Raw genomic sequence first — 16213 nt, forward strand, 5'->3', positions numbered from 1 at the left:
TTTCACGATACTACCTCCAACGCGTATATAGCTCCGCCTCGATGCCGAGGCGGTCGAGGATCTTCCCCACCATCATGTCAACAAGGTCGTCGAGTGTCTCCGGACGATGATAAAACCCCGGCGCGGCGGGCATGATGATCGCCCCTGCCCGCGCCAGACGCAGCAGGTTCTCCAGATGAATCTCGTGCATCGGCGTCTCACGCGGCACGAGAAGGAGCCGCCGCCCCTCCTTCAGCGTCACGTCCGCTGCGCGCGAGAGGAGATCGTCCGTTATGCCGTGCGCGATGGCCCCTGCCGTCTTCATCGAGCAGGGTACGACGATCATTGCATCCATGTGGAACGAACCGCTCGCAATCGCTGCCCCGACATCCGCATTTGGATAGAGCACGGTCACGCGCCGCGCCAGTTCCTCCGCCGATACGCCGCACTCATAGTCCAGCACGCGCATACCGCTCTCTGTGACGACAGCGTGCACCTCGATGCCGCGTTCCGCGAGCACCTCGATGAGGCGGAGGGCATAACAGCTGCCGCTCGCCCCCGTGATGCCGACGATGACTTTTTTCATCGGATGACCGTGACCCCGTGCATGTACGGAACCAGCGCCTTCGGCACGATGACCGAGCCGTCCTCCTGCTGATTGTTCTCGAGGATCGCCGCCACCGTGCGTCCGACGGCGAGTCCCGAGCCGTTCAGTGTATGGAGGAACGTCGGCTTCGCCCCGCGTGCGGGACGGTATTTGATGTTCGCGCGGCGCGCCTGATAGTCCGTACAGTTCGAGCAGGACGAGATCTCGCGGTACTTGTCCTGTGCGGGCATCCAGACCTCGATGTCGTAGGTCTTTGCCGAGGTGAAGCTCATGTCGCCCGTGCAGAGCTGGATGACGCGGTACGGCAGCTCGAGGATCTTCAACACGTCCTCTGCCGCCGTCACCATGCTCTCGAGCTCGTCCCAGCTCGTCTCCGGCGTGACGAATTTGATCAGCTCCACCTTGTTGAACTGATGCTGACGGATGAGCCCGCGCGTATCGCGCCCCGCGCTGCCCGCCTCCGCGCGGAAGCATGCCGTATAGGACGTGTAGTACTCCGGCAGCTGCTCTGCATCGAGGATCTCATCACGATGGTAGTTTGTCGTCGGCACCTCCGCCGTCGGTACGAGGTAGTAGTCGAGCCCCTCCAGCTTGAACATATCCTCGGCAAATTTCGGCAGCTGTCCCGTCCCGATCATGCTCGCCTCGTTCACAATATAGGGCGCGAGCATCTCCGTGTAGCCGTGCTTCTCCGCATGGAGATCCATCATGAAGTTGATGCAGGCACGTTCAAGCCGTGCGCCGAGCCCCTTGTAGAACGTAAAGCGTGCCCCCGTGACCTTGGCTGCGCGCTCTGCATCGAGGATGCCGAGTGCATCGCCGATGTCCCAGTGTGCCTTCGGCGTAAAATCAAACGTACGCGGCGTGCCGCAGCGGCGCACCTCGGGGTTCTCCGTCTCATCCCTGCCGATCGGCACATCCGCCCTTGGCATATTTGGGATCTGGAGCAGGAGGCCGCGCAGGCGCAGCTCCACGTCGCGCAGGTCCTCATCGAGGGCCGCGATCTCGTCGCCGACCGTGCGCATCTCCGCGACGATCTCATCCGTGTTCTCGCCCGCCTTCCTGCGCGCACCGACCTCCTTCGAGACGGCGTTGCGGCGCGCCTTCTTCTCCTCTACATTCTGCAGGATCCTGCGGCGGCGCTCCTCGAGCTCTGTGAACGGCGAGAGGTCGAGCGTATTGCAGCGATGCTTCAGCATCTCCTGCACGGCGGGCAGGTTCTCACGCACAAACTTCATATCCAACATTGACAATCACTCCATCATATTGTAGATATCATTTATTTGTTGCTATTTTAGCATACACAGGACGCAAAAGCAAAAGCCGCCCTTACGGACGGCTTTCCATCATAGTAATTTGGCTGGCGCCCAATTCTCCTGCATCTACTCGGTTTTCCCCTGTCACACCATCGGCGCGTAGGCTGGGCGAAATTTCCCACCTCAAATTACTATTTTCTATGTTTATTTTATATGCTTTCTCCTCTTTTGTAAAGCAGTTCCCTTTCACCCCCGTTTCACATAGCGATAGTAATATGGAAAAAAAGGAGAACCATCTATGAATATACAGCCTTGGGCGGGCGCAGACGTCTTTCCCGCCCTCTGCCGCGCCCTGCTCACATGGCGCAAGTCGGCCCCCGACACGCGCGACCTGCCGTGGCGCGACGAACCGACACCGTACCACGTCTGGATCTCGGAGATCATGCTCCAACAGACGCGCGCCGCCGTCGTACGCGCCTACTACCTGCGTTTTCTCACGGCACTGCCGAGCGTCCATGACCTCGCCGCCGTGAACGACGACGCACTCATGAAGCTGTGGCAGGGTCTCGGCTACTACAGCCGCGCGCGCAACCTCAAGCGCGCGGCACAGGTGATCGTCAAAGAGCACGGCGGAGACCTCCCGAACGACTTCGATGCGCTCCTCAAGCTCCCCGGCATCGGACGCTACACGGCGAGTGCCATCGCGTCGTTTGCCTACGGACAGCCGCGCCCTGCCGTTGACGGCAACTTTCTCCGCGTCGCGGCACGTATCACGGCGAACCCCATCGACATTGGAAAGGACAGCACAAAGCGTTCTCTTGAAGCCGCGCTCTCCGTCTCCTACCCGACGGGGCGTGATGCAGGTCTCTTGAACGAGGCATTCATGGATCTCGGCGCGACGATTTGTCTGCCGCACGGCGCGCCGCTCTGTCACAGCTGCCCCGCCGCGCAGCTCTGCCTCACCCATGATCGCGGCACAGAACAGGACTATCCCGTAAAGTCCGCCGCCAAAGCACGGCGCAAGGAAAAACACACCGTCCTCGTCCTATCCTGCGGTGACCGCATCGCCATACGAAAAAGGCCCACGAAGGGACTCCTCGCAGGTCTCTGGGAATATCCACATCTCGACGGAAAGCAGTCAAAGCGTGCCGTGCGTACACATCTCGAGGACGAGGGTTTTCGCATCCTCTCCATCGACCCACTCCCGCCCGCACGTCACATCTTCAGCCATATCGAATGGGAGCTCACGGGCTGGGCGGTCACGGTCGCGGAAAAGAACGAGCCGCCGCTCATGGCCGCCGAGACCGCATCGGACGCGCCGTCCAGCCTCCTCTGGGTGCGCCGCGCGGAACTCGCCGAGACGTACAGCATCCCTGCGGCGTTTGGATATTTTACGCCGTATATGTAAATGAAAATACCTAGCATAAAGCCCCGCCAGTCGACGGGGCTTTGCTTTCGTTATACCGCTTTGCCAAGGTCGCGTGACTGGGTGCGCATGACCGTATTGAGGTCATGATCTGCCCCCGCGGCGCGTTCCTTTTCACGCTCTTTGCGAATGAGCTCCTTCAGCATCTGCATGTGCGGATGGTTCTCCATCTCCGGTGACGGTTTTCCTGCGAGTGCTGCCGCCATCTGTGCGGGCATCCCATCGGGGAACATCGCCTCCAGCATGGAGCGCACGGATTTCGGTATCATGTCCTGCACAGCGACGTTTTCCTTGCGGAGCTTCACCGTATCCTCCTGTGTGAGGGCATACGCCTCGAGGAAGCCCTGAATGAGGTTGTCATGCCAGAACTCGCCCGCACGCGTCAGGCGGAATCCCGTCTCCGTGCGCGTGACCAGCCCGTTCTCCGCCCATGCGGCGAGAAGCGGCTCCATCTCGGTGAGGAGATCGACACCGTATTTTTTCGTGAAAAACGGCGCATAGAGATAGCCGTGCTCGATCTGGTCGCCGATCTCGCTCTGCATGCGGTGTGCATCTGCCTGTTCGCCCATGAACTGGAAGGGCTTCGCCCCCTCCTCGACCATCTTCTCATACGGCGCGAGTGCACCGTGATTGCGCCACATCATCTGACCGATGAAGCCGCCCGCGCCCGAGCCGAAAGCGAGGACGTCACAGCCGCGCTTGGCGAGCGTATTATAGATGCTGCGCTCACGGTGATCCGTCGCCCAGTGGGTTGTGTCGATGCGGCGCACCATCGGGTACTCCATGACGATGTCAATGCCGCGCCGGAAATACTCTGCCTGCTCCTCCGTCGTCGGCAGCATCGGCAGATCGCCCGATGCGACGCGGCGTGCCAGTTCGCTCGACGGGAACACATTGAGCTGATAGAGGTCGCCGCCCGCGATGCCGATCTCGAACTGCGTGCGCACATCGTTTTCCCAGACCTCCATCGACTGGTAGGGCAGCCCGTAGATGAGGTCGGCGATGACGACAGCGCCCTGCTGCTCCACCATGCGGCGCAGTGTCGCGATGACCGTTTCGCCGTCGTCAATGCGCCCTATCGCCTGGCGGACGCGTGTGTCAAAGGACTGCACGCCGAGGGAGAACCGATTGATGCCCGCGTTCATTGCCGCCTCAACCTTGCTCTCCGTGAGATCGTGGATACGCCCCTCAAGTGTGATCTCGCAGTCACTCGTGAGCGGCAGACGTGCACGCACCGCCTGTACGAGGCGCGCGATATCCGCATCGCTCAGCGCCGTCGGCGTACCGCCGCCGAAGAACACCGCCTGAAAGGGTGCGCCCTGCACGTAGGGCGTATCCGCCGCCGCATCCAGCTCATCGAGGAGTACATCGACGTAGTGATGTGCCGCTTCTTCCCGCGTGAAGTTCTGAAAAAAACCGCAGTAGCTGCATTTTTTGTCACAGAACGGAATATGGATGTAAACCGCTCGCTCGTCGGCAGGATTCGGCGTCTGTGCCATCAGATCCGCCCAGATCTGCACCTGCTCCGCCTTGTCCGCCACCATGCGCTTGCCGCCCGCACCGGGATGCACGACGCGCTTTTTGGCGAAGGCACAGCCGAGTGGGTTCTTCGACTTCGTTCCAAGCAGCCACGCACGTTCCTCGATGGGAAGCGCGTTGATTTTCGCCTGCAGTGTACTCATGCCAATACCTCCCTTGCCGCCGCAATCACGCGGGCAAAATCCGCCGCATCGGGGTGACGCGCCGCCGCTGCATAGCGCACCGCACTCTCCTCCGTATAGGCGTGCACATTATCCTTCGGCATACTCTTGAACATCTCGATCAGCATTGGGTCGACTGCCCCCTGCACGAGAATCGCACCGAGGATCTCATTCGACGCGTCACAGAGTGCGCGGATGTTCGCGATGCACTTCGCTGCGTGTTCCGAGTCCGGCTCCGCGCCGAGCGTGCCAAAGAGAAAGATGCGGCGTCCGCGCAGACGCTCGATGTACTTTCGTGCCGCTGCGTCTGCTGTCCCGCGGTCAATCCACGTACCGATGCAGAGCGTTGCCTGCTCCGACACGGCAGAGGCATCCGCGACGCTGTAGCAGGGCGCGCCAAGAGCCTCCGCCAGATGCTCCGCCACCCGCTTCGTATTCCCCGTGCGCGAGGAATATATCACTGCTGTTTCATTCTTCATACTGTATTCCTTTATGTGAATATGTTTTTTCTCAATTCATTTATATCATAACGCAACGCCGTCCAAAAATCAATAGATATTTTACATAATCATAAATTTTAATTATGAATTTTGTTCATATTTCTCGCCAAATATCTGTTTTATAATTTATATGTATATTCTTTCTCAATTAAAATACGCGTTCTCATTGAATAAATCCATGATAATCCATTGCTCCTTTGAACGTAAAATAAATGAGTATAAATCATCTCAATTCCATATATCATCAAATCCATATCTACAAGTTATCGTAAAATATTTACTCCTTGACATTTGTGCTATAATATATGTAAACAGAGAGGGGGAACATCAATGAAAAAGGTACTGATGGGACTGGTCGCCGGCATGATCCTAGCCACGGGCGCACAGGCTCTTGCTTACGTCTGCGACGGCGATACGTGCACCCTCCCGGAGCGCGAGAACCAGTCGTACTGCTACGGCGGGAACAACAGCAGCGCATACTGCGGTGACCGTGCCAACTGCTATGACGGCGGCGCGTACTGCAACAACAGCCGTGCGTCACGTGCACGCGGCTGCGGCTGTTACTGATCAGAGAAGCTGCACATCAAAAAACGGTTCTGTTCGGAGAGATTATCTTTCCAAACAGAACCGTTTTTATATTTCAATGACGAAATCAGCGTTTGATCAGAATCACACTGCCTTTTGTGATGGAAACAAGTTCCGTCTCCATGCCGATCCGATTGACATGATCCGCATAGATGCTGTCATCATCCGGCACTTTACGTGCCGCAATATGTGCGATCCGTTCGCACACCGCATAGGCATCCATAGAGCAGTCACGATATGCCTCATCAAACAGCTCCGGATTCAGCGAGGTTTCCAAATCCTCCAGTATGTAGACACCGCCGCGCGGCAATACATCAAATAGGGTAAAGAGCGCCAACAGCTGGTGGCTCACGATATGGGACGCATCATCGACGATGATCCGGGGGTGAATCTCTCTCAGCATTGATACCTGAGCGGCATCCGAAAGATCTGCCTGGATAATGTGGATGCGTTCATCCTCATACTGTCTGCACGATGCCTCAATATCTACCCCAAAGATCTCTGCACGCGGGAAATACTCCTGCCACATCCGTACACTGGAGCCGTTGAACACCCCGAGTTCAAGAAGGCGAATCGGTTGGGTACGGAATTTCTCCAGAAAAAATGCGTACTTATCCAGATAGTTATGCATCATACTGCATTTATCCGTACGATATTTGATCCCGATGGCATCCAAAACCGAGGATGCGTTGAAATACCCCTGCGGCACATTGTCTCCGACTTCGATGCGCTTGCCTTCCCTCGTATGAAATAAGAAGCTCTTCGACCCTGCTGCCCGCTCCACGCGCGTCAAAAGTGCACAGACGATGCCATATGCCTCATCGACAGCGCTCATTTCAACAGCACAGCGGTCAAACAGCCCCGCCAGTGAATCTGCTTCATAACGCCATATATCCTCATACGCATTCAAGCTCACCCGAGAGGAGACATCATGTGGGGTTCGTGCCGTCACGAGTATTTTCCCGCCCACATGACAGATCTCCTGCAGCTGTCGAACGCCCTCACGAATATCCCGTGTCGTTTCCATCCCGCTGAGGACAATAATTAGGTCGTAGGTCAATGAACCAACGGCTTCTTTCACATCCGTGAGATCACAGTACGAATCTGAGATGCCGGGGTTAAACAAAACAACATGATCGCATTGTTCCGCCCCCGCGTGCATGAGCCGATCCTTGAGTTTCATGGCGTAAGCAGCTCCGTCGGAGTAAATCTCTCCGATAGTGAGGCAGTTTTTACCCACGATATCCTGTTCTTGAAATACCCCTTGCCCCCATAAGTATTCCACAAATATTTCTTCACGTGACGGCATAACCAATCGCTCCCTTATATAGAGAAATCTCTGACCAATTGATTGTACCGTAGAAAATAGATCCTGACAAGTGTCTTCCAAAACTGAGAGCTCCCCAGATGGCATCATCTATGTTATAATACTCTCAAACGATTACAGCAACTCACACAGCAACAGGAGCTTGCCCATGGCACATAGACTCTCCCGCATGCTCGCCGCTTTGCTGACGGCGTGCACATCCCTCCTCTCAGGCTGTTCGTTCCTCGTAACGACGGAGCACGGCGCGCCCTATACGCCGGATGATGTCATCGCGATGCTGGAAGAGGAGTTCGCCGACTACGGACCGCACATCGTTCTGCAGTCGGCGGAGACAGAGAAGCCCGCCCCCATGCAGCGGAACACATACGTGCTGTATGACGAGGCGAATGACTTCACCTTTTCCTGCACGGCCTATGTCCGCCACTGTACGCTCCCTGTTCCGCAGCCGTTTGCACAGCGCGCCGCAGATGCCGACCACGCCTATGCCGCAGCGTACGCCGTTCATCTGAATCCACGCATCGGAGAAGTCGCTGCGCAGCACAGACTGTATGCAGCAACAACGGAGGAGGCCGCGGCGCTGAGGGACAGCAAGGTGAAACGCCCAGCAGGAACGAATGACGAAGTGTCTCTCTTCAGGGGCGGAAATTTTATCTTTGCCGACGAGGATACGAGACCGGAGGAGATGGTCTATGCGCTCCGCGAGATTCACCATCTCTACGCCCCGAAGGGACACGGCGCCGTGCCGTCCGCACTCCACGGCCGGGATATTACATTCTACTACCTGCCGAAGGCGGAGACGGATCGGACGAAGGCGATTGAGCTGACCTTCTTCACGTTGTGGAGCGACGACTGGAAGGGTACGCTGGCCAACAAGCTCCATCATCAGGGTGACAAGTACGACACGGCCGCCATGGAGAAAGAGCTCGCGGATAATTTCGCCTCCATGCTCCATTCTGCACGCGCGAACGCGCAATGGAAGAAGGTGAAGAAAAATGCCTGACGCACCGAAAAACGCCGTACCGCGTCAATCGCAAAAAACGCTGTCATGGTGGCAGAAAATCCTGCTTGCCGTCTTTGGCGCATATCTCGCCGAAAAACTCTTCGGCATCCTCACCCCATCTCTGCCCCATGTCAGTATCCCATCCACGCCGCGCGAGACGGCATCGACGGACAATGCCTATGACAACGAACTGCCGTACCGCCGCGAATACGAAGAGGACGACGAGGATATTTCCTCAGAGGATCCGCAGGGCACACCGGATGACGATGCGTATGCCGATACCTACGGCGGCAGTACCCCGTACGGCGGGCAATACGGCGAGGACGAGGACATCCTCCACAATGACTGGCACGACTACGGCGAGGGGTATGACGACGATTATTTCGACGACTGAGACGCTCAGCCGCGTCAGATGTGTAGCTGCCAGTGCGTATGCGAAAGGAGTATTTTTATGCCCACAGAGGTAACAAATGATTTTGAGACGCGCCTCTATCGTCTCTCCGACATCATGACATCGGGTGATACAGCGACGCGCACACCGATCTACGGGACAGCATCGACAAGCGGCGTCGTCTGGGTGCTGAAGCCGGGGCAGGAGATCAAGCCGCACGGGCACGCGAAGGCGGACGATATATGGATCTGCATCCAAGGAGAAGGTGTCTTTTATCCTGCGCCCGGAGAGGAACGCCCCATCGCAGCGGGCGATGTCATTGTCTCGGCGAAGGGGATGTGTCACGGCATGAGGAATACGGGTACGGAGGACTTCATCTTTGTCGGCATCCTCGCCCCCGTACCCGCGGACTTCTTCGCGATTGAGTCATAAACAATCCACTGCTGCGCAAAAATCACATAAGGAAGCACTGATAAAATTAGGTCTGCCAGATTGGCGTAGATTTTTTGTCCGATTGAGGCAGCAAACCGGACGCATAGCGAGGGCTATGTGGAGGATTTGCTAACGAAAAGCGGGCGAAAAAGATGCGTCAAGATGGTTGTGCCGAATTTATCAGTGCTTCCATAAAAAAGCAGTCAACAAGACATCCATCTTGCTGACTGCTTTTTTCCTATATCAGTGCTGCCGGCTCATACTCCTCGGGCAGGATACGGCGGAGGAAGCGGCGCGTGCGCTCCTCGCGCGGCGCGGTAAAGATCGACTTTGCACTCCCCTCCTCGACGATCACGCCGTCCGACATAAAGACGACGTGGGTCGCAACATCCTGTGCAAACTTCATCTCATGCGTCACGACGATCATCGTCGTGCCCTCCTCGGCGAGCTGCTTCATCACGGAGAGTACCTCGCCGACGAGCTCGGGATCAAGCGCAGAGGTTGGTTCGTCAAAGAGGATCACATCGGGCTTTGCGGCAACGGCGCGGGCGATGCCGACGCGCTGCTGCTGTCCGCCCGAGAGCTGTGCAGGATAGTAGTCGGCGCGCTCCGCCATCCCCACGCGCCGCAGAGCATCCATGCCGATCTCCTTTGCCTCTGCCTCCGCCATGCCGCGCCCGACGGTGAGTCCGAGGGTCACGTTCTCGAGGGCGGTCTTATTCGCGAAGAGGTTGTAGTTCTGAAAGACGAAGCCTGTCTTTTTCCGCACAGCGGCAATCTCGCTCTTGGAAGCATCCACGAGGGAGAGCTGCGTCCCGTGAAAGTCCATCGTCCCGCCGTCGGCACGCTCAAGGAAGTTGAGACAGCGCAGGAACGTCGTCTTGCCCGAACCGCTCGGCCCGAGGATGACGACCACATCTCCCTTTTCCACGCTGAGGCTCACATCCTTCAGCACCTCTGTCTGCGCGAAGCTCTTGCGCACATTCTGTACTCCGAATAACATGCTGCACCTCCTAGCGGAACGCTCCGACACGCCGCTCCGCCGCCGCAAAGAGCAGCTGGACGATCGTGCAGAGGATGAGATAGACGATGAATACGTCGAGATACGCCTCAATGTAGTTGTACCCATAGGAGGCGGCGACCTTGCCGACCGCCATGATGTCCTTGACCGTCATGAGGAAGGCGAGTGACGTCCCCTTGATGAGATTGACCGTGATGTTCGCGATGCTCGGCAGTGCCACAACAAGTGCCTGCGGGAGAATCACATGCAGGTAGGTCTGCACCTCGCTCAGTCCGCACACCGCCCCCGCTTCGAGCTGCCCCTTGGGGATGGCGAGCAGTGCCGATCGGAATGCCTCCGTGAGGAGAGCAATGGTATTGAGTGTAAAGATAAAGACGGCATACCAGAACGGATCGACCGCCTCGAATACGTTGAATCTGCTCCCCGCTGCCTTGACGAGCAGATTCAGCAGGCTCGGCAGAAGACTGTAGAGGAGAAGAATCTGGAGGACGAGCGGCGTGCCGCGCACAAAGGAGACATAAAGGCGCGCAATCGTCCCGCCCACACGATGCCCGCGCACGCGCAGGACGGCAAAGCAGAATGCAGGGGGCGCCGCGAGAACGAGCGAGAGCGCTGTGAGTGAGAGGGTCACGCCCGCGCCCTGCCAGATGAGCAGGAAGGTTTCCTGCATAAAGTCAAGATCCAGTTCCAACGGCGTTCCCTCCCTTCAGTCCATTCCGCAGTGTCTTAGGCGCAGTGCGCAGCCCCGTGCCTCGGTCGAGACGATGCTCTGCCCACGCGAAGCCCTGCTCGATGAGCAGGACGAGCACCCAGTAGATCAGCATGGCGCTGAGATAGACCTCAACGCCATACGCGCCGTAGTTCTGCGCGATGATGAGATTGCCGCGTCCGATGAGGTCAATCAGCCCGATGGTATAGGCGAGCGACGCCTCCTTGAGGAGATTGATGGTCGAGTTGCCGAAATTCGGCAGAGCGATGAGAGCCGCCTGTCCGAGCATGACATGGCAGAATGCCTGCCACGGCGAGAGCCCCGCACTCACCGCCGCCTCATACTGCCCGCGCGGAACCGCCGTATAGGCAGCGCGGAACACCTCCGAAATGTATGCGCCGAACAGCAGCGTAAAGGTGACGACGGCAAAAACGGCGCGGTGCATCGCATTCATATCATAGTCAAAAAGCGCAAAGACGAGCTTCGGCGCACCGTAGAAGACGATGAACAGCAGAACGATGGGCGGCGTACAGCGCATCACATACACGTAGGCGAGAGAACATGCGCGCAGCACGCGGCTGCCGCCGAGATTCGCCCATGCCAGCAGTCCGCCGAGCAGGGATCCGATGATGATGCTGAGGCCGGCAACGAGCAGTGTGACGTCAAGATAGGAGAGGAGATCGGGCAGAAACTGAACGATCTGCCCGAAGTCAAAGACACGTGTTTCCATCGAATGCCGACCTCCTCTCGTTTACTTCAGGTAATCGGAAAGGCTCTCACCGAAGTACTTCTGCTCGAGCTCCGCGATTTTACCCTCGGCGCGCAGCTCCTCAATCGCCTTGTCGTAGTCGTCCGCAAACGCCTGCTCCTTCTTGTTGAAGATCGGATAGGTCGGGATGCCCTTGTAGCGGACGTATGCCATCTTATCATCGAACTGATGATACGGCGCGTCTTCCTTCGCGATGTTGTTCTTGTAGCTCAGCTCAACATCGAGGTAGCCGTCATAGCGCCCCTCGAGCACCCAGCTGTACGCATCCGCCACCTGGAATGCCTCCGAGGACGTCAGCTTGATCTGGTTATCGGGGTTCTCCTTGTTGTACTCGTCGATGACCATATAGCGCGCATCCTGCGGAGCGATCGGGACGAGCTTGCCGCTGAACTGGGCAAAGGTCTTTAGATCCTTGATCTTGTCTGCCGTATCCTTGCGGATCGCAAGGCCGATCACGCTCGCGCCGATGTTGTTCTTCGGGAACACATACTTCTTCTTGCGCGCATCCGTGATCCAGATGCCCTTGGTGCCGACGGTGTACTTCCCGGACTCAACGCCGATTAGAAGATCGTCGTCCGAGGTCGGGACGAATTTGAACTCATATTGCGGCAGCTTCTTCGCCACTTCCTTCATGACGGCAACTTCGAATCCGTCGGATTCCCCCTGCTCGTTTACATAGTCGTAGGGGACGTAATAATTCGTATGGGCGACGGTGACGATCTTCTTCCCGTCCGCCGACTTCGCGCTGTCCGCTCCGCTCTTGCCGCAGCCTGCCAGCCCTGCCGCAAGTGCTGCGGCGAGAAGCCCCGCGAGCGCCGTCTTCGTGATTTTCTTCAAATTCATGTCATGCTCTCCTTTTATTGCGGCCCTGCCGCATCGCGTACCCAGTCAAAATGCTTCCAGTCAATGTCGCGCGGCACGGTGCAGTCCGCCCCGAGCAGGATTCCTGTGCGCCCTGCCGCATCGAGAATGCGCTGCGTCTCCGACGTAATCTCCTCCTGCGTGCCGCGATAGAGCACATCCGATGCGAGATTACCGAATCCACCGAGCAGAGCGTGCTGCGGGAAAATCTTTCGGCCCTCCTCAAGGGGTACTCCCTCGACGACCGCCGCCCAGTTGATCGTCTTGACATCGTAGTCACGATACCAGTCCAGCGCGTTGCGGTGTCCCGCATAGCCGCAGATATGGAGGATATTGTAGCTGCTCACGACGTTTGCTGCGCGCAGAATCTCCTTTTCTCCGGGGGCGAATACCTCCTCGTAGACCGCGCGGTTCGCGCCCTCGCCGATGAGGTTCTGCAGGCTGAAGTAGATGCCCGTCACACCCGCCTCGGCGATGATGCGGCGCGCCAGCTTCGCGAGATCGCCGGAGATGACATCGAACGCCGCGCGCACCGCTGCGGCGTCCTCGCGGACGAGCTGCGCGAGGAATGCCTCATCCTCAGCAAGTGTCCCGGGCTGCATGAATTTCACCGTTGTGCCCGCACAGAAGAGATTGTAGAATGTGGCGACCTCGTTCCCGTACCGCTTCGTGATCTCCTTCGCATAGGCGATCTGCCGCGTAAAGAAGGGGTGGTCGTCGGGCAGCGGCTGCACCTTTGCCAGTTCCTTTGCCGTACGTGCGGTCTGCACGACGGGATTCGGATAGGAGAAGAACCCATCCGTCATGATCTTTACGAAGTCCGGCTGAAAGCCGTCAATGTAACGCAGTTCCCCATCCAAAAGCGTCTGCTCGAGACGCGGGTCGGCATAGGCATCGGCATGAATCTCATCTGCGAGAAAGTGGAACCAGAACCCTGACGGGACGCGATCCACTTCCCTGCGGTCCATTGCGCTGAGGACGAGTTCCTTTTTTGACTGTGCCATTGTATTTCCTCCATAACTATGTTTGCATATATGTTTCCCTGTTCGATGTTGCTATCTTACACGCAAGTATCATAGTTGTCAAGTATGTTTTATATATTTTTTGATTGACAAAGTATCCTGGCGATGTTTATAATGAAACGACCAAAACGGTTCTGCGATGCGCGGGCTGGGCGTGACTGTCCATGCCCCGTCTGCGCAGGACATAAACGATACAGGGAACTATGGGAGGAAATACAATGAAAGATTACACTGCAGAGGTACATGGCTGTCACGAGTTCGACGCGACGGGCGCACTCACCACGCCCGTCTATCTCTCGGCGACGTTTCGCCATCCCGCATTCCGTCAGAGCACGGGCTACGACTACAGCCGCGTTGCGAATCCGACGCGCAGCGATTTTGAAAAGGCGATTGCCCTCCTCGAGGGCGGCGAACGCGCATGGGCACTCTCCTCGGGCATGGCGGCGATCAATCTCGTCTTTGCCCTCTGCGCCCCTGGGGACCACGTACTCCTGCCTGAGGATCTCTACGGCGGAACGGTGCGTCTCGCGAACGACATCTACAGCCGTTACGGCATCGACTTCGAGTACATCGATATGCGCGATACGTCGCTGGTCGAGGCCAAGATGCGTGCTACGACGAAGATGATCTTCATTGAGACGCCCTCCAACCCGATGATGTTCATCACGGACATCCGCGCACTCGCCGCTGTCGCTCATGAGCACGGCGCACTCCTCGTCGCGGACAATACATTCCTCTCACCGCACGCACAGAAGCCGCTTGCGCTTGGTGCAGACATCGTCGTCGAGAGCGCAACCAAGTATCTCTGCGGGCACAACGACGTGATCTGCGGCACACTCGCAGTAAGGGACGCGGACTCCGATCTTGCAAAGCGGATTGAACTGCTCGTAAAGTCCGAGGGGCCGAATCTCTCTCCCATGGATTCATGGCTCATGCTGCGCAGTCTCAAGACGCTCGGTGTGCGCGTCGAACGCCATGCGGAAAATGCACGCGCTATCGCAGCGTGGCTACTCACCCGCCCCGAGGTCACGGAGGTCTACTACCCGGGGCTCGCAGACCATCCCGGACGCGCCCTGCATGAGAGTCAGAGCACGGGCTATGGCGGCATGATTTCGTTTAAGGTCAAGACCTCCGCCATCGCGCAGAACGTCCTCGCGCATCTGCGCCTGATCGCGTTTGCCGAGAGTCTCGGCAGCGTCGAGAGTCTCCTGACCTATCCGCTCGTGCAGACGCACGCAGAGATGCCCCGCGAACTCATCGAACGCACAGGGCTCGATGACCGCCTCCTGCGCCTCTCCGTCGGCCTGGAGGACGTGGAGGATCTGAAGGAAGATCTGGCGCAGGCACTGGAGAAGGCAGCACGGGCGTAGCAGCAGGGTTTGGTCTTGGAGGGAACGGTCCTCCCCGCACCGTTCCCCTGTCTGCCCCAAAGAGGAAGGAAAAAACATTATGTCCATCAATTTTGACGAAATCATCGACCGCCGCGGCACGTCCTGTCTGAAATACGACTTTGCTGCTGAGCGCGGCTACCCCAAGGATGTCCTCCCGTTCTGGGTCGCGGATATGGACTTTCGCGCGCCCGTACCCGTCATTGACGCCCTGGCAGCACGCACGGCGCACGGCATCTTTGGCTATACGCAGATCAAGGACGACTACTTCAACGTCCTGCGCGACTGGTTCCGTACGCATCACGCGTGGACGGTGCAGCGCGGCGAGCTCGTCATCACGCCTGGCGTCGTCTTTGCCGTCGCCACCGCCATCCGCGCCTATACCGCACCAGGTGAGGCCGTCATCATCCAGCAGCCCGTCTACTATCCCTTTGCGAGCATGATCCGCCAGAACGGGCGCACGCTCATCGACAGCCCCCTGCAGTTTGCTGACGGACGCTACAGCATCGACTTCGCGGATTTCGAGCAGAAGATCATCGACCACAAGGTAAAGCTGTTCATCCTCTGCAGCCCGCACAACCCCGTCGGGCGTGTATGGACGCGCGCAGAGCTCGAACAGCTCGCCGCCATCTGCCTGCGCCGTCACGTCATTGTCGTCGCGGACGAAATTCACGAAGAGTTCGTGCGCCCCGGCTTCCGCCACATCCCCTTTGCCTCTCTCTCCGCGGACGCCGCCGCCATCACCGTCACCTGCACTTCCCCGAGCAAGACGTTCAACCTTGCGGGACTGCAGATTTCCAATATCTTCATCAGTAACGAATCCCTGCGCCGCCGCTTCAAGGAAGAACTGAGCCGTACCGGCTACGATGAGCCGAACACGCTCGGGCTCGCAGGCGCAAAAGCCGCATACGAACACGGCGCTCCGTGGCTGAAGGAACTGCTCGCCTACATCGAGGAGAACTACGCCTTTACGAAGGAATACCTTGCTGCGCATCTGCCGAAGGTAAAACTCATCGAGCCTGAGGGAACCTACCTGATCTGGATGGACTTCTCCGCCTACGGTCTCTCGGACAAGGAACTCAACGAGAAGGTCATCCATGAGGCGAACCTCTGGCTTGACGACGGCCCGATCTTCGGTGCGGGCGGCAGCGGCTTCCAGCGCATGAACCTCGCCTGCCCGCGCAGTACTCTCCAAATAGGACTGGAGTGCCTCGCAAAAGCATTCGACTGAAGACACACC

The 16213-nt window shown here is 57.9% G+C and carries 17 protein-coding genes; 7 read left to right on the forward strand and 10 right to left on the reverse strand.

What is annotated here, in order from left to right; translation table 11 throughout:
• Positions 1 to 10: 10 nt before the first annotated feature.
• Both AXE86_RS03640 and serS read right to left on the reverse strand, forming a co-directional pair.
• Complete coding sequence (locus AXE86_RS03640; protein ID WP_061944783.1) at positions 11 to 565, reverse strand: UbiX family flavin prenyltransferase; 555 nt, start codon at positions 563 to 565, stop codon at positions 11 to 13.
• Positions 562 to 1833 carry a serine--tRNA ligase gene (gene serS, locus AXE86_RS03645; protein WP_061944785.1) on the reverse strand — a complete coding sequence of 424 codons (1272 nt, stop codon included), beginning with the start codon at positions 1831 to 1833 and terminating at the stop codon, positions 562 to 564. The genes AXE86_RS03640 and serS overlap by 4 nt, the downstream gene beginning before the upstream one ends.
• Before the next feature lie 307 nt (positions 1834 to 2140).
• On the opposite strand from serS, the gene mutY reads away from it, so the two are divergent.
• Positions 2141 to 3250 carry an A/G-specific adenine glycosylase gene (gene mutY, locus AXE86_RS03650; protein ID WP_061944788.1) on the forward strand — a complete coding sequence of 370 codons (1110 nt, stop codon included), beginning with the start codon at positions 2141 to 2143 and terminating at the stop codon, positions 3248 to 3250.
• 50 nt (positions 3251 to 3300) lie between these two features.
• Here mutY and hutW read toward each other — a convergent pair whose 3' ends face one another.
• Both hutW and AXE86_RS03660 read right to left on the reverse strand, forming a co-directional pair.
• Positions 3301 to 4950 carry a heme anaerobic degradation radical SAM methyltransferase ChuW/HutW gene (gene hutW, locus AXE86_RS03655; protein ID WP_061944791.1) on the reverse strand — a complete coding sequence of 550 codons (1650 nt, stop codon included), beginning with the start codon at positions 4948 to 4950 and terminating at the stop codon, positions 3301 to 3303.
• Positions 4947 to 5447, reverse strand: coding sequence for a flavodoxin family protein (locus AXE86_RS03660; protein ID WP_061944794.1), 501 nt, complete (start codon positions 5445 to 5447; stop codon positions 4947 to 4949). The genes hutW and AXE86_RS03660 overlap by 4 nt, the downstream gene beginning before the upstream one ends.
• A gap of 351 nt (positions 5448 to 5798) precedes the next feature.
• Between AXE86_RS03660 and AXE86_RS03665 the strand changes: the two genes are divergently transcribed.
• Positions 5799 to 6035, forward strand: a complete 237-nt coding sequence (locus tag AXE86_RS03665) for a hypothetical protein (protein WP_009753085.1) — start codon at positions 5799 to 5801, stop codon at positions 6033 to 6035.
• Between the two features lie 85 nt (positions 6036 to 6120).
• Here the strand turns inward: AXE86_RS03665 and AXE86_RS03670 are convergent, their stop codons facing one another.
• A complete protein-coding gene (locus AXE86_RS03670; RefSeq protein ID WP_061944797.1) occupies positions 6121 to 7362 on the reverse strand; it encodes a methyltransferase in 1242 nt (413 codons plus the stop codon).
• 166 nt (positions 7363 to 7528) lie between these two features.
• On the opposite strand from AXE86_RS03670, the gene AXE86_RS03675 reads away from it, so the two are divergent.
• Genes AXE86_RS03675 through AXE86_RS03685 form a run of 3 tightly spaced genes read left to right on the forward strand, consistent with a single transcriptional unit; the run spans position 7529 to position 9203 of the window.
• Positions 7529 to 8380, forward strand: coding sequence for a hypothetical protein (locus AXE86_RS03675; RefSeq protein ID WP_232294918.1), 852 nt, complete (start codon positions 7529 to 7531; stop codon positions 8378 to 8380).
• On the forward strand, positions 8373 to 8774 hold the full coding sequence (locus tag AXE86_RS03680) for a hypothetical protein (RefSeq protein ID WP_061944800.1): 402 nt from the start codon (positions 8373 to 8375) through the stop codon (positions 8772 to 8774). The genes AXE86_RS03675 and AXE86_RS03680 overlap by 8 nt, the downstream gene beginning before the upstream one ends.
• Positions 8775 to 8831: 57 nt before the next feature.
• On the forward strand, positions 8832 to 9203 hold the full coding sequence (locus AXE86_RS03685; RefSeq protein ID WP_061944803.1) for a cupin domain-containing protein: 372 nt from the start codon (positions 8832 to 8834) through the stop codon (positions 9201 to 9203).
• 238 nt (positions 9204 to 9441) lie between these two features.
• Here the strand turns inward: AXE86_RS03685 and AXE86_RS03690 are convergent, their stop codons facing one another.
• From AXE86_RS03690 to AXE86_RS03710, 5 genes are read right to left on the reverse strand one after another with little or no spacing between them, the layout of a single operon-like run.
• Complete coding sequence (locus AXE86_RS03690; RefSeq protein WP_061944806.1) at positions 9442 to 10206, reverse strand: amino acid ABC transporter ATP-binding protein; 765 nt, start codon at positions 10204 to 10206, stop codon at positions 9442 to 9444.
• Positions 10207 to 10216: 10 nt separating this feature from the next.
• The gene (locus AXE86_RS03695) at positions 10217 to 10915 is read right to left on the reverse strand and encodes an amino acid ABC transporter permease (RefSeq protein WP_061944809.1); all 699 of its coding nucleotides are present in this window, start codon (positions 10913 to 10915) and stop codon (positions 10217 to 10219) included.
• A complete protein-coding gene (locus AXE86_RS03700) occupies positions 10899 to 11663 on the reverse strand; it encodes an amino acid ABC transporter permease (RefSeq protein WP_061944812.1) in 765 nt (254 codons plus the stop codon). The genes AXE86_RS03695 and AXE86_RS03700 overlap by 17 nt, the downstream gene beginning before the upstream one ends.
• A gap of 21 nt (positions 11664 to 11684) precedes the next feature.
• Positions 11685 to 12545 carry a transporter substrate-binding domain-containing protein gene (locus AXE86_RS03705; RefSeq protein ID WP_061944814.1) on the reverse strand — a complete coding sequence of 287 codons (861 nt, stop codon included), beginning with the start codon at positions 12543 to 12545 and terminating at the stop codon, positions 11685 to 11687.
• A 14-nt stretch (positions 12546 to 12559) separates the two neighbouring features.
• The gene (locus AXE86_RS03710; protein WP_061944817.1) at positions 12560 to 13567 is read right to left on the reverse strand and encodes a uroporphyrinogen decarboxylase family protein; all 1008 of its coding nucleotides are present in this window, start codon (positions 13565 to 13567) and stop codon (positions 12560 to 12562) included.
• 236 nt (positions 13568 to 13803) lie between these two features.
• On the opposite strand from AXE86_RS03710, the gene AXE86_RS03715 reads away from it, so the two are divergent.
• Both AXE86_RS03715 and AXE86_RS03720 read left to right on the forward strand, forming a co-directional pair.
• Complete coding sequence (locus AXE86_RS03715) at positions 13804 to 14955, forward strand: trans-sulfuration enzyme family protein (protein ID WP_061944820.1); 1152 nt, start codon at positions 13804 to 13806, stop codon at positions 14953 to 14955.
• 79 nt (positions 14956 to 15034) lie between these two features.
• Entirely contained in the window at positions 15035 to 16204 is a 1170-nt protein-coding gene (locus tag AXE86_RS03720; protein WP_061944823.1) for a MalY/PatB family protein, read from the forward strand.
• Positions 16205 to 16213: the final 9 nt, after the last annotated feature.

The sequence above is a fragment of the Selenomonas sp. oral taxon 136 genome, from assembly GCF_001554015.1.
Classification (GTDB): Bacteria; Bacillota; Negativicutes; order Selenomonadales; family Selenomonadaceae; genus Centipeda; species Centipeda felix.